The organism is Levilactobacillus mulengensis (genome assembly GCF_003946045.1).
In the GTDB taxonomy this organism is placed as follows: domain Bacteria; phylum Bacillota; class Bacilli; order Lactobacillales; family Lactobacillaceae; genus Levilactobacillus; species Levilactobacillus mulengensis.
The window spans coordinates 1-14,292 of record NZ_RHNW01000003.1; the positions used below are offsets into that span (position 1 = coordinate 1).

Annotated in this window: 13 protein-coding genes; 8 read left to right on the plus strand and 5 right to left on the minus strand. The window is 52.0% G+C overall.

Annotated features, from left to right (window positions below):
• Positions 1–968: 968 nt before the first annotated feature.
• Entirely contained in the window at positions 969–1,622 is a 654-nt protein-coding gene (gene deoC / locus EKM84_RS03900) for a deoxyribose-phosphate aldolase (RefSeq protein ID WP_125763887.1), read from the minus strand.
• A gap of 152 nt (positions 1,623–1,774) precedes the next feature.
• Between deoC and EKM84_RS03905 the strand changes: the two genes are divergently transcribed.
• Positions 1,775–2,719 (plus strand): sugar-binding transcriptional regulator, encoded by a 945-nt coding sequence (locus EKM84_RS03905; RefSeq protein ID WP_125763889.1) that lies wholly within the window; start codon positions 1,775–1,777, stop codon positions 2,717–2,719.
• An 80-nt stretch (positions 2,720–2,799) separates the two neighbouring features.
• Here the strand turns inward: EKM84_RS03905 and EKM84_RS03910 are convergent, their stop codons facing one another.
• Entirely contained in the window at positions 2,800–3,222 is a 423-nt protein-coding gene (locus EKM84_RS03910) for a hypothetical protein (protein WP_125763891.1), read from the minus strand.
• Between the two features lie 14 nt (positions 3,223–3,236).
• Positions 3,237–3,746, minus strand: coding sequence for a hypothetical protein (locus tag EKM84_RS03915; RefSeq protein WP_125763893.1), 510 nt, complete (start codon positions 3,744–3,746; stop codon positions 3,237–3,239).
• Between the two features lie 219 nt (positions 3,747–3,965).
• On the opposite strand from EKM84_RS03915, the gene EKM84_RS03920 reads away from it, so the two are divergent.
• A complete protein-coding gene (locus EKM84_RS03920; RefSeq protein ID WP_125763895.1) occupies positions 3,966–4,478 on the plus strand; it encodes a hypothetical protein in 513 nt (170 codons plus the stop codon).
• Between the two features lie 131 nt (positions 4,479–4,609).
• On the opposite strand, the gene EKM84_RS03925 is transcribed toward EKM84_RS03920, so the two are convergent.
• Positions 4,610–5,368 carry a hypothetical protein gene (locus EKM84_RS03925; RefSeq protein WP_125763897.1) on the minus strand — a complete coding sequence of 253 codons (759 nt, stop codon included), beginning with the start codon at positions 5,366–5,368 and terminating at the stop codon, positions 4,610–4,612.
• A 91-nt stretch (positions 5,369–5,459) separates the two neighbouring features.
• Between EKM84_RS03925 and EKM84_RS03930 the strand changes: the two genes are divergently transcribed.
• Positions 5,460–6,350 carry an EamA family transporter gene (locus EKM84_RS03930; RefSeq protein WP_125763899.1) on the plus strand — a complete coding sequence of 297 codons (891 nt, stop codon included), beginning with the start codon at positions 5,460–5,462 and terminating at the stop codon, positions 6,348–6,350.
• Positions 6,351–6,387: 37 nt separating this feature from the next.
• On the opposite strand, the gene EKM84_RS14405 is transcribed toward EKM84_RS03930, so the two are convergent.
• Positions 6,388–6,519, minus strand: a complete 132-nt coding sequence (locus EKM84_RS14405) for a hypothetical protein (protein WP_263853622.1) — start codon at positions 6,517–6,519, stop codon at positions 6,388–6,390.
• Between the two features lie 487 nt (positions 6,520–7,006).
• On the opposite strand from EKM84_RS14405, the gene EKM84_RS14550 reads away from it, so the two are divergent.
• The 5 genes from EKM84_RS14550 (at position 7,007) to EKM84_RS03955 (ending at position 14,290) form a co-directional block, all read left to right on the plus strand.
• Positions 7,007–8,518, plus strand: a complete 1,512-nt coding sequence (locus EKM84_RS14550) for a hypothetical protein (protein WP_125763901.1) — start codon at positions 7,007–7,009, stop codon at positions 8,516–8,518.
• A complete protein-coding gene (locus EKM84_RS03940; protein ID WP_125763903.1) occupies positions 8,511–9,539 on the plus strand; it encodes a hypothetical protein in 1,029 nt (342 codons plus the stop codon). Before EKM84_RS14550 ends, EKM84_RS03940 begins: the two co-directional genes overlap by 8 nt.
• Position 9,540: 1 nt before the next feature.
• On the plus strand, positions 9,541–12,666 hold the full coding sequence (locus tag EKM84_RS03945) for an SbcC/MukB-like Walker B domain-containing protein (RefSeq protein ID WP_225418133.1): 3,126 nt from the start codon (positions 9,541–9,543) through the stop codon (positions 12,664–12,666).
• Entirely contained in the window at positions 12,659–13,465 is an 807-nt protein-coding gene (locus EKM84_RS03950) for a DUF2399 domain-containing protein (protein WP_125763905.1), read from the plus strand. The genes EKM84_RS03945 and EKM84_RS03950 overlap by 8 nt, the downstream gene beginning before the upstream one ends.
• Positions 13,466–13,849: 384 nt before the next feature.
• Entirely contained in the window at positions 13,850–14,290 is a 441-nt protein-coding gene (locus tag EKM84_RS03955; protein WP_125763907.1) for a GNAT family N-acetyltransferase, read from the plus strand.
• Positions 14,291–14,292 lie beyond the last annotated feature (2 nt).

The window sequence follows — 14,292 nt, forward strand, 5'->3', positions numbered from 1 at the left end:
GCATAAAATCTAATTTAAGTTGCTCCAGTTCAAGTATCCCAAGGGCTGAAGCCTATTTGAGTACTTTCAACCTTTAGTTATATTAATAATTTGGCCTGTATTTAAAGGTGAAGCCATACAATCAACTATTTCAAATTGGTTAATCTTAGGAATTGGAGTTTTTGGAACATTACGCAGTTTAGCAAAATCTCCCCAAAAAGGTGCATAGGAATACACACCCAAGGTTAACTTTCTATGCACATAATCAGTTTTCTTAAACGATTTTATTCTCGTCACCAACATTGATATTAATCGAACGGGAAAAGCTCAGGTATCGACATTCAAGTTTACTGTGTTGTCAATTGGCCATGATATATTTGCACTAGCTCACTTGCTCAGCTTGATTTCGTTTTAATTGAAATTTATTATGATTGTTTCATTAAAAACGTTTGATGATTGTTACGTTACTGCTTATTCCAAGCCGTCCCCAGACTATTCGAGACTGTTGACGCAGGTCTGCTGTTCTGCTGTTGTTGTGGGTCAGTGCCTTTGCATTCACAAAGGCGAACGTGGAATTTTGTTGAAAATTCAATATCCACAAAGTGACCGCCTGATCGTACAGCACAATTAAATTGTCTCATTGGTTATTAAACACGGGATTGTCAGTAGCTCAAGAAACATCCAATACCTAAGCTGTTACATGAATAATACCGGAGAAACTAGTTTTGTTGACTGAATGACGATAAAATGGGTGGATTAGTTGCAAAATCAACCAATTTACGGTTAGCAATCTCTGAATAATTTGTCGCACAAAAAAACAGTCTCGCGTTCTACTCGAGACTGCTTGTGGTGAGGTGCGGCGACCTTCGGAATGCTTGCGCACCGATCGCGTACCCCCACCGTGGTTTGGCACCACGAGTAGTATCGCACGTGGTTGCGGGTGAGTCAAGCGAAAATTTATCGCTGTTTCACGTGGAACATTTGCCAGCTTAAGCCTTACCGATAACCTTTAAGCCAGAGCTAGTCCCCAGACGAGAAGCGCCGGCGTCAATCATGGCTTCGGCTTCTTCCTTAGAGTGCACACCACCGGAGGCCTTGACCTTGATGCGGTCGCCCACGGCCTTCTTCATTAAGACAACGTCCTTAACGCTGGCGCCACGGGTCGAGAAGCCGGTTGAGGTCTTCACAAATTCGGCCCCGGCGTTGGCAACCAGTTCGGACGCCTGCATAATCTCTTCGTCGCTCAGCAGGGCCGTTTCGATGATCACTTTGGCCAGCTTGTGGTGGGAGTGAGCGGCGTCGATGACGGCCTTGAGGTCCGCGGTGACGGCATCCAAATGGCCACTCTTGAATTCACCAATGTTCATGACCACGTCAATTTCGTCGACGCCATCTTGAACGGCCTGTAAGACTTCGGCGACCTTGATGGCCGTGGTGTTCGCGCCCAGAGGGAACCCAATCACCGTGTCCGTATTGACGTCGGTGTCGGCCAATTGCTTGTGGGCGTAAGCGACCCAGTAGGGATTGATCATGACGGAGCGGAAGTTGTTTTCCTTGGCCTCGCGAACGATGCGGTCAATGTCGGTTTGGGTGGCTTCGGGTGCCAGTAAGGTGTGGTCGATAGTGCGATTTAAATTTTCCATGTGAATGTCCTCTTTTCGTGTTTGTCTAATTGACAGTCTTAATCTAACACGTTTTCTTACAAATGTAAAATACTATTTTTAACAAATGTAAAGTGTGGTAAAATGAAGACAAGCATTTAGTCCGGTCAAAACAACTATCAGGAGGCACCCACATGGCATTGTCTAAGAAACAAATCGAACGGCTCATCGCAATCAGCCGGTACTACTATCAGGATGATCTCAGTCAACAGGAGATTGCCCAGAAGATGAACCTGTCGCGGCCAACGGTGTCCAAGTCGCTTCAGCTAGCCCGCGAGAATCAGATTGTCACCATTAAGATTCAGGACCCGTTTGAAAATACCGCGGTTATCCGCGAGCAGCTTCAGGAAAAGTATCACCTGAAGGATGTGGTGATTGCCGAGCAGGCCAACTACGATGAACAGGGCATCTTGGAACAACTCGGTGCCGTGACGGCGGATTATTTGGACCGCATCGTGACGGACGGCGTCACCATCGGCATTAACTGGGGGCGGACCATGGAGGCCGTGGCCAATCACCTACACCCGAGCCACAACCGCGACGTGCAGCTGGTGCAGCTCAAGGGGAGCGTGACCAACTCCAGCGAAACCAACTATTCCGCGGACATTACGCAGAAATTTAACCAGGCCTTTCACACGCAGGCGAGCCTCCTGCCGCTACCCATTATCTTTGGCGATGCACAGGTCAAGCAGCTGGCGATGCAGGATCAATTTATCAGTCAGGTCGTCGCCAAGGGAAACGCCGCGGACATTGCGCTGTATACGGTTGGCACGACGCGGCCAACCGCGATGCTGTTTCAGTCGGGCTACCTCGCTGCGGACCAGATTGCCCAGTTGCGCACCGATTCCGTGGGAGACGTGCTCTCCCACTACATCACGGCCGACGGGGCGTTGGCGGCGCCGGACCTGGATGCTCGGACGGTTGCCATCTCGCTGGATCAGTTGGCCAAGAAACGCTATGCCATTTTAATCGCGGGCGGTCAGGCCAAACTGCAGTCGATTCACGCCGCACTGGTCGGGGGTCACGCCAACGTGTTGATCGTGGATCAGGCGGTGGCGAAGTCCTTGCTGACACTGTAGAAATTAATTGGATAGTAAAATGGGTCACAACTTGGATTGCGGGTTGTGACCCATTTTTGTGGAGCGCTTAATTTTACAGATTAACGTTTGAAAATCGTGGCGCCATAGGTTTCATTGCCCGTGTAATTACCGGCGAGGTTAGGCGTATGTTTTTGAACGATATCGAAATGTGACTTGCTAAAAATCTTGATTTTGACGCGTGCAGAATGCTTCTTGGCATAATGTAGGCGACCGTAGTAAGTGGTGGCGCTGCGCTTCTTTAACCCACTGAAGCGCCAGTGGTAGCGTAGGTTAGTCCCCTTGACCTTGATGGTGAAGTGATTCCCCTTGAACGTCGTTTTGTCGTGGAAGCCGCCTTGGCTGCCGTCGGTTAGGCGATACCAGGTATGGCTGCGGATGGACCGAGGCAGCGTTGTACTTTTCGCGTTGGCCGTCGTGGGGATACCAAGCGGAGCGAGGGTGATGAGTGCAAGACCGGTGACTGCTAGATGGGTTAGTTTCATTTTTAAAAGGCTCCTTAAAAATTAGGATGATGATCAATGGTGTAGTGCCAGCCTTTATTATTCATATAGGTCGTGTAGGTCCAAACGTTGTAAGGTGCTTGACCGTAGCCACCATGATCGTTGGACGGGTCAAACTCTCCGAGGGTCCAGTGCTTATGGCCGTTGAGGTAGCGCCAACTAGGCTTGATGTAGGTAACATCATCACTTTCACGGGCGCCAAATTCGTACCAACCATTATGATGGCGAACGTAGTAATACTTTGCAGCAATTTTACCATGTTTCCATTTGCCGTTACGTTTGGTTTTTGTGGCAAAATGAACGGTATGCTTGGTAAAGTGCAGACGTTCATAGCCCCATTTGCCGGTATAGGCATTTTGATAAGAATACCAATACTTATGATTCCGGAGGGTCTTACTATTGGTGTAGAGCTTCGTCTTGGCGCTAGCGGTGGTGCTAGGCGTCAGCGCCACTAATCCCGTGAGAACGGCACTGATAGCTAGCGTTGAATAAACAATCTTTTTCATAATGAATCCCCTTTCATGTGTCTCCAGTATACGAGTGTGAGGAGGCGTTTCAAGGGTAGTTTGCACTAGAAATAAGCTGAGCTATAATCTAATATATAGCGAATTTATAAGTGCAAGTATAAGGAAATTTGTAAGCCATATCATTGTTATTTTCGTTGGCACTATGCTGTAATAGATTTGCTAGAAGCTCCAACAGGCATTCGGGGAGGTCGAGTGAAAATGAAGGCAAAGTGGTTAGTCATCTTAGCAATTATCTGTTCCATGGTGGTCGGACTAGGGGTTGTCACATCAAGGGAACACGCCCGCGCAGCCAAGCCGCAACAGACGCTGCGGACGTTTCCACGAGCGTTACGCGGAACCTGGTACCGGTACGAGTATCACCGGTACCGGCGGATTCAGATATCCGCGCACAGTCTCAATGATGACGGCTTTAAGGCCGGGATTCACGCAAAGAAGTTGCCGCTGAAGATTTCCGCCGCACAACGCCGGGCCCATCCAACCTGGCTCATTGCCTATCCGGTGCGCTACCAGCACGGACGCTGGACGCGAGTGACCGGCTGGAATACCTGGGACGGTCATGGCGGGTATTTCCGTCAAATCCAGCAGCGCATTGGCGGGAAGTGGCTGCCCCTCCTCGAGATACAGAGTGGGTCGCAGTTGAGGACGGATGGGGTCGCCTTTCAGAGCAAACGACTGGCCAAACGATATGCCAATTTAAAAATTAATAACTAATATTTTATTATTAATAATTAAATGAGCCTGGAGAAAATTCCAGACTCATTTTTGATGTTCTTATTTATATGACCGAAACGTACGACAAAAGGCAACTAGTTCCGCTTAAAACAGCTAACCGTCTTTTGTCCTTAATACCACCAACGCGGATAGGTCGGATCAGATGCACGCCAAACGGCATCTTCGCCAAACCAATCGTACGGCGAGGTTTCCAAGTAGATGGGCTGCCGGAAGAGTTTAATCAAGCCCCACATGAGAAACGGGAGGAACAAGATGAACGTGACCCGATCCCAGGTTGGCCCGGTTTTAACCGTTTTGACCTTGGCGATGTGCTTACTGATGAAGGGCTGGTAGCGGTTGAAGACGGCCATGGTCGAGGCCGCGGTGCCGACCTTGTTCGGTAGATGCCAGGTCAGAAAGGTCTTGTTGAGGTCGGAAACACTGTGATAGAGGTCCTCCGAGGGATAGATGATCGTATGCCAGCCGTTGTTCGGGTAGACCAAGATAAATGAAATGCGTTGTTGTAACCGTTGTTGCCGTTGGATGACGGCAATCTGATGGTCACCATCAGTCGTTTTGCCAGCTAACTGTTGCTGGGCTAAGCGGTGTAAAACGCGGTCGCCCAGCTCGTTGCCCGCGGTGTTAAAGGGGTCCTGGTAGTTGAATCCAGCGAGGGGCGTGCTGAGGTGGCTGTAGGTATAGACCCAAAGTTGCGGCTGATGGCGGGTCTGCGCCCACTGATGGTTGATCCGTTTAATCTCGGCTTTCTGCTGAGGAGACAACAGGTTGGCCTGGTCCCGCACAACCGGCGCCGCCTGGGCGGTCAGTAGCCCGCAGATTCCGGCAATGGCCGTGAACCAGATAATCAAACTTGTTTTTGCCTTACCCATCGTGCTCGCCTCTTTACTTATATGCCACCATTATAGCATGGCGCCGGTGATGTATAATAGATAGGTGAGATTTTTTAGATGAGGTGAGTTTTTGAAGAAATTAGCACCCTTGTTCGTGGGGTTAGGCGCGGTGAGTTTTGGGATTCCAGCATCATTATTTAAAATTGCGGCTCGTGAAGGCGTGGTCAACGGACCACTCCTGTTCTGGTCGTTTCTAAGTGCCGTCATTATTTTAGGCGTGATTCACTTCGCGCGGCGGCAATGGCTGCGGTATCAGCACACCAATTGGAAACAGATTGGGCTGGTAATTGCGGCCGGTACAGCTTCCGGGTTCACCAATACGTTTTATATTCAGTCGTTAAAATTGATTCCGGTGGCGGCCGCGGCCGTCATGTTGATGCAGGCGGTCTGGTTGTCCGTGCTACTGGGCGCGGTGATCCACCGGCAATGGCCGTCACGGGTCCAGGTGCTGAGCATTGTCCTGGTTCTGATAGGGACGGTCTTGGCGGCGGGACTTTTCCCGATTACGCAGGCACTGTCCCCACTGGGGCTGTTCTTCAGTTTCCTAGCGGCGTGCGCGTACGCCTGCACCATGCAGTTCACGGCAAGCCTAGGCAATAACCTGGATGCCTTGAGCAAGACTTGGTTGCTCTGTATCGGGGCGTTCATTCTGATCTCCATCGTCTGGGGACCGCAGATTGTGACGGCCAAGGTGACCGGCAATACCATCTTCTGGGGTGTGTTGATTGCCCTATTCTCGATGGTCTTTCCACTGGTGGCCTACTCCATCTTCATGCCGTACTTGGAACTGGGTATCGGCCCAATCCTGTCATCACTAGAATTGCCATCATCCATCACGGTGGCCTTCATCCTGTTGGGTGAGACGGTCGATTGGCCGCAAATCGTGGGGGTATTGGTCATCATCGGCGCGGTTATTTTACCAAATGTTTGGAGCATGCGGCGCCGAGGTCAAATCAATTAAACTGTTTCACGTGAAACAAAAGGTCGTCTGAATTTTTTCAGACGACCTTTTCGTTTTGGCTCAAGTTGTTGGGACTAACCGTGGTCGTGGTCGTTCGGTGGGTCAGGACCACACTGGCCGTAGCGCCCAGAATCAAAATAGCGAGAATAATCTTAAGGATTCGTTTCATGGGAGCAGGCCTTCTTTGGCAGTGAGTATACCACGAAATGGGGGTGCCGAGGGCGAGGGTGTCTGGTGAAAACTGATTGTGACGGTCAATATTGGCTTATCTTCTCTGGAAATTTAGATGTAACGGGCAATGGGGGGTATCTGAAGCCCATTTACAAGGTAATAGTTAAGCCGAACAACCGCCTTAGTCAGTTATCACGGATAGGCTGTAGCATTGTTGCCAAATTGTGGTAACGTATCACGTTACTATCCGCGTCACGTCAATGATATAGCCACTAACTGGTAGCTGCACGTGGTGGTCAAAAGGGGCTCCTGTTATAGTTAAGACGTTGGCGAGCCCGACAAGCAAATGAGGGTAATCACCAACGGAAAAATGGCCTGCAGGCATTTTTCAAAAATAGTGTGTCCCAGAGCTGAACTTTGCTAGACGTGCGGCGTGGCGTCTCATATACTGGAATGAAACACCTAAAATTAAGGGGGTTACCCATATCGCGGTAACGTTGGATCCAAAATTAAAGAAGCTATTGCAGGCCAGCAACCTGGGCCTGAGTCGCGACCACCGCTTAGCGGGATGGTACGTCTTGACGATTCTCTATCATGATGGGGCGGCCAGTGGTGCGGTGACGAACCTGAATTACCTGGTCCAGAAATATAACAATTCGTATTTAGACGCTGAGGAAAGACCGCTCACGGAAGACGTGTTGAAGCGTATTCTGGATATCTTGGGCAACCAAGCGAGTCTGGTTGAAGTGTCCCCGCGCAAGGTGCGTAGTCGGATGGTGAATGGGGGCTACCACATCCATCAGTCATACGTTTACAAGATTACCAGTAGTGGCATTGAATATATCACCATGATGCAAAAGGTGATTGACGCGGACAATACGGTTACGGCCAACATTACCCGGATTCGGGAGTACTGTGAACTGGTAGCCAAGCTAGCGGACCCCACGCTTTCGGCTGCCAACACCCAACTGTACAACGACTTCCAAAACATGTTGTCCGCGTATGCGGATGTCATGAAGGGGATGCACAAGCTGGATGAAGACCTGAGTGAACTGGCCAACGACTTGGCATTCAATCATGGCGGGACCGCGGCCAGTCAGTTGCAACAGATGTTGCAGGACAAGGCGATTCCGGCGTTCAAGCAGCTGTTGAATCAGGGCCCGCGGATTCAAGCGTTGGCAGATTCGACCAATTTCAGTCAGCGGGTCGCCCGTAGTCAACAGGGGAGCGACGATTTGGATGCTGCCCATGCGGCTGGCGACCAGGCGAAGATGCTCTTGCGGTTTCAACGGGTCCAGGACTATGCGCAGCGGCAACTATTACGGCTAGCGGCTAGTTTCGACCCGAGTGCGACCGCTATCGACAATAGTCTCGACACGGTTTATTTATTGTTCCAAACGATTTTAAGTGCGATTCGCTTGTTGAGTCAGGAGTATGATCACATTCAGAGCCAAACGGTGGATGTGAAGGCCCTGACCAAACAGGTGGATCGGCTCCTGAAACACTATTCCTCAATTATTGTGCGCCAGCCGATTCCCCGGTACCTCCCCAATGATCGGGAGGACCTGGATGACACGGCCGACCTGCTGAACGCCACCACCATGGGCCCCGTCGTCTATGCGGCGGCAATCCGGACGAAGAAAGTGGCGACAGCGGCCGACAATCCTCAGCTGGCAACGGATGATCCGGAAGTGCCAACTGCTCAGGAAGGCCTAGCAGAATTTCAGAAATTAGTGATGCGTGATGCCACGCACGGGGTGGTCGACCACGACCTGACCTTCCACTCGCGGCATGCGCGTGACGAGGTGATTCGGTTGTACAGCGCCACCGGGTACGATCACTACGATAGCTTTGCCCCGTTTGGTCGTGCGATTGGCGAGGTCACGGCATTAGAGACCGGGCCGATTCACATTCACTGTGTTGGGGAGACCTATACGGTGACCTTGCCGGATGCCTTTACCCTAACGTTTGCGGAGGAGGAAGCGAAGAATGAGTGAGTTACGGGCGACGGAACGCTTAATCATTAATCAGTTAATTGATCACGGAATCTTTACCAGCACGATTACACCGCAGACTGCCGGAACCACGGCGGATGCCATCAACGCACTGAAACGACCGGTCACCCAACAGCGACTGAACAGTTATTTTAAAACGTTATTGGGTGTCGTGCCCGATAATTATCAGGAAAATTTACTCTTCCTGTTTAGCGATAAGCGCTTGGATGCCGAATCGGTTCACGTCCTGTTGGCGACGATTAAAGCTGTCATTAATTTACCGGAACTCCAGAACACCCAGAGTGACCGGGTGGTACCGACGCAGACCGTGATTAGTCAGGTGCGCAGTGAGGTCGTTTCGCTCGATGAAAAGGAAATTCGGCGGCGCATCACGGCACTCTTTGTGGACCGCTTTGCGTTGTTCACGCCGGATATGCCGGAGTTGGGACCGAGTGAGCAGACGGAAGAGGTCGAGGACTACTGGGATATCAGTCCGGACTTCAACTACGTCGCGCAGTGTCTGGTCAACCATTTGCAAGCTGGTGAAAGCGCCCAACCGGCAACGGCGACGCAGCGGGTCAACCGCGCGCTGCTGAATCACCGTTACCTGAGTCGGTCCTCCAAGCTCTGGCCAGACTTGTTGCTGCACAAGGAAGAAATCGCGGCACAGTGGGCACAACTCGACCGCTTTGAGTTGGAGTGTGGGGATGACTATGCGCTCCTCCTGGACAAGACCCGCCAACCGAGTCGGGCCAAACCATTTGTGGTGGCGATTGCCGTGGCGGGGTCGTTGGGGGTGGGTCTACCGGTGGATCAACTGGGAATCCGGATCCGTTCGATGATTCGACAAATTTTTCCAGATGAGTCCGTGACGGTCACACTGGTCAAGCAGGCACTAACGGATTTCGGCTTGGTCATCGCGGAAAATAGTTACGTCAGTCCCACGCCGATTGCCAGCCGCTTTGCGATGAAGACGATGTTAGAACAGGATGCAGGCGGACAGTCACCTGAAGGGGAGAATTAATTTGACGAAAACACATGAGCAATTGACACCAGTGAGCTACCACCTCCGCAACTTCAATAAGTATGTGAAATTGGATATGCAGGCCGCTGAGAACGGCAATCTGACCCTGATTGGGGAAAATGCTGCCGGGAAGACGACGCTGGCAAACTGCTTCTTTCCCATGCTGATTGACGGGTCCATCGCGACGCCCTCATTTAATTCGGCGAAGGGCACGGATAAATTAGATCAAACTGGGAACCCACGGAATAGCGCGCGGGAGACCCGGAACTTTGAGAGTATGCTCCTCGGCTGGGGAAGCGGTGCCATGCAGGTCCGAACCGGCTATAGTTACATTTACCTGCAGTCCACGAAGCGCCAGGTGATCTTAGGCCTGGGCGCGCATCGAGCAGTGGGCGAAACGCGGAAGCCAACTTGGTGGTTCGTGGTGATCAGCGATAGTCCCCACGCGGACTTAGACTTGGTGACGACCGATGAGGCGGGAAAGAGCCTGGATGAGGCAGATTTCCAGGCAGCTAATGCGGCCCTGGGTAAACAGTTACGACTCTTTAATCAAGCCACGAATTATCGGGAGTACGTGGCCACTCAAGTGTACGGGTTCACGGGTGGCGCGGCCTTGGGAAAATTAGCCGCCGTGTACCGGTTACTGGCGTCACCCATTTTAACGGCCGGGAATGCCCGGTTTACCCCGATTCGGGAGGCCTTGAAAAACGCTCAGGAAGGCATTGACCCCCAAATCATGCAACAGGTCGCCGATAGTCAGCGTGACGTGAACCAGACCAAGGGGGTGTTGGACCGGTTGAAACGGGCCCAACAACGGCTGCAGAAGATGAAGAAAGATATCTTCTGGGGCAACCTGAATCATATCCGGGAGACCACCTTGGCGCCGTACAGTCAGTTCAAACACGACTATGAGCAAAAACAAGAGGTCATCGACCAAGCTCGTCAGACCATGGTGTCGGTAGCGGAACAATTGAAATTGGTGGCAGCGAGTCTGACCCAGGGGACGGAGCAGTTGCGTCAGTTACGTCAGCAGAAGGCTGAGCAACAGAGCATCATGGTGTTACGGGACCAGTACCAGGAACAAATCAAGAATCTGAATCAGCAATTAGCCACTTACCGGGCCCAGGCCAAGCAACTGGCCGCATTACGGACCCAGCTGGCGGACCTGGTTCAGCAGCAACAAACCCTGACGGACCGGCAACAGGCCATCAAAGAACAGAATCTACGGCCATTGCTGACGCAGCTGGCAACGCACGCCACCGATTTAGCAGAACTGATGGACGTGGTCACCGAGGTGGAACCAGCCACCGTGAGTGACCGGTTAGCCCAGTACATTCGGCAGATGAAGAAATTGCTGACCCGCTACTTGGACGATGAGCAGGCCAAGGAACGGGTTAGCCAGGACGTACAAATCGTTAGTGAGATGCGCGGCGAGCTGGATACCCGCATCGACAAGCGCGTGGCGGGGCCTTTACAGGGACGGGCACGGAAAGAGTTGCACCAAGATAACGCAGAGGTCCATGAATCCGGGGCCGCGAAAATGAACGCGCAGTTCCAACAAATTTTGGCTAAGCAACAGGCAGCATTGGCGGCCCATCCTGATTTAAAAGCCATTCTGGCGCAGGATGATTTCTTGAAGCAACTCGGTCAACAGCAAAAATCCTTGGCGGGGATGGTCCAAGAGCTGACAGAAAATGACCGGCAGTTGGCAACGCTAACCGGGAATCAACAGCTGATCGATCAGCAAATTGCCCAGGTGGTTGGGACCATGGATGCGGACTTTGATGAGGCACAAGCAGAAGCGGACCGGCAGACTGCGCAGGACAAGCGAGATGCCCTGGTGATTGATACGCAGCTGGATCAAAAGATTGTTCAGGCGGAGCAGAATCAGGAAAAGTTCAGACAAGAACAAACGGTTTTGACGACTAAACGCGCGAATGCCGAGGGGCGGATCAGTTCTGCCCAGGAGGACATGACCGGCCTGGAACAACGCCTTACAAAATTGCGTGAAGACGGTAAGTTAATGCTCCAGACACTGGCGCCCTATATGCCAGCGGAAACCCAGCTGACCACGATTCTAGAGGCGCTGGCCTTTGTTCAGCAACATACCAGTGAGGTCCGCAATAGTAGTTATGCCGACGTGAGCGATCGCGTTGGCCGGGCTATCCACCGGAACAACAGCGACGGCATTGACCGCAGTGCCCTCGATACCATTTTTGAGGAGCGGGGCTACAGCGACTTTGCCAGTGCCATGCGCCAGCAGCGTTCCATCAGTCAAAATGGTCTGATTGTGGTGGCGTTTGATATTAACCGGGCCCTACTGCTGATGACCACGGATGAAAGCCACGTGAAAAAATCCTTGGCGGAACTGACGACAGGCAATAACGTCGCCCAGGAAACCTACTTGGCCGCCGCTGTGCAACGAATTACGGCGCAGTACCGGTTGATTGATGCCTATAACCAGATGTTGACGGAGGGGGTCAGTCGGGAACAGAGTATTAAGCTCAAGATTGAGCTGATTCCAGCCGACGTGGATCCCCAGATTATTGCGGAGGCCTGTGACCCGCAGCTACAGGAGCGACCGGCATTATTAGCTGAAGTTCAGAATCGCTTAGAGAAGCTGGCCAATGACCTGACCGTGGCGGATGACGATGATCTCTTCGAGGCAGCGGCCCAACGGTTACTGGATACGCGGCAATGGTCCACGTTCAAGGTCCTAATCAAGCGGCGGCAGAGTGACGAGAATCACTATGAAGAGGTCGACGATAAGTTCGTTCAGTCTGGGGGTTCAGGCGCGGAAAAGGCGCAGGCCATGGTTTTGCCCCTGCTGTTGGTACCCAAGATGGTCTTGCAGCGGGCGACCCTCACCGACGCCCCGTACCTGGTCATGTTTGATGAATTTGCCGATAAGCTTGACCCGGAAACGGCCAAGTCATTCGCGAAGACCATCGCGCGCTTTGGCTTTAACTTTATCGCGACGATGCCAAGTGGCGCACAGAATAAAATCTTGGCGGACCGGGTCGATAACGTGGCGTATGATGTGATTGCCCCCGTCAACCAAAACGATGGTCGGTTCCACGTGAACGTGGTCCGAGAAGCGCTGACTTGGGGGGATGTCCATGCGTGATTATCAGCAACGCTATACTCTGGCAACGGGTAAACGGGTGCCGGTGGAGGCCGATGTACTGGACGGCCTCTTTGACCGAATCGCCAACGGGGACGTGTTACCGCCACGGGGCCAGCAGGCCGTTGACCTAGGACTGACGGCCCATAGCCTAAATGACCCTCAGGAAAATCCGGCGGTGTATGACTACTATCACTGGATATTGGCCAATTATTTTGCTCCCGAGCAAATCAAGGAAGTATCGGCAAAATTGATTGGGATGGCCTTTACCTGCGCCAATATTTTTGCCACAGACCTCCCGCAACCGATGACGCTCAACCCGTGGCAGATTACCGCGATGACGCGCTTTCCACTCGCAACTGACCGGGCCGTCATTGTTGAAAACAACGGGGTGTTCGCTTGGCTGCTGCAGCTTCATCCGGACTGGCCACTGATCAATCAGTCGGGCAATGATTTCAACGCGGCCTACGTGGCGTTGATGCAGTCCTTAGAAAGCCGGTCCGTTCGGTTCACCTACCTCGGCGACCTGGATAGCCGCGGCATTCAAATGGCGGATCATCTGTTTGAGCTGCTGACCGCCACGTCGATTGACACCTTTACCGCCTTGCAGTCACCAGCCAATGTGGTTCGGTGGCTGATGCTAGCGGGAAAAACGGATACCCAGCGGACGCGGCAACTCACGGTTCAGAATCCCGTTTTCCAAAAGGAAATGAATTCGATTAACCTGTTGGGCAAATTTGTGGAACAGGAACAGCTGATTCAAACGTATGAAACGTTAATTATTGATTGGCTAAAGCAATAGAGACACAAAAGCCTCACCCCGGCAATGACAAGTCGTGGTGAGGCTTTTTGATTGTGTGGATGGCTAGTCTGATTTTGATTGCTTAGGGGTCAGCGATGGGTCACAGCTCCCCAGCGTTACAAGGGTAACAGTGATAAATAAAGCGGCAAAAGAGGTGATAAGTTTAATCAGCATGGGAATGGACTCCTTTCAAGCAGCTAGGGATAACTTGTTGGATTAGTTCACTTGCTGTGAGTGTAGCACGAATGACGGCTCAGTGGGAAAGAATCGTTTTATCCATCAATTGGTCGACAACTCGGTCTGCTGACCCGAATAGCCATAATCGCAATGGTAAGACTAATCCGCTAAAATAAGGGCACTATCAGTCATTAAGGAGGAACTATCATGGCCACACTCAAACGCATCGATTCACTGGAATTAGACCTCTTTCTCAAAGGCATCTTTACCCAGCAGTTTGCCGAGAATCACTTTGATTATGAAGGCAAGGTGGGGGAGGTCCTCGCCGTTGGGGCTTACGCCGGCGAGGACTTGGTCGGCGGAATCTTGATGCGCCGGCGTTACGACCATTTAGACATTGCCAAGCTGGCGGTCGCTCGGGACTACCGGGGCCGGCGATTGGGGACGCGGCTGATTCAAGCTGCTGAGCAGGTGGCACGTGACCGGAACATTATCAATATCACGCTGTCGACTCGGAGCTATCAGGCGGTCGGCTTTTACGAAAAATGTGGGTACCAGATTTACGGCACGCTGCCAGACCTCCCGTTTGCCGGGGTGACCACGACCTATTTTGTGAAGCGACTGACGGCAAAAAAAGCCCTCAGGTGAGA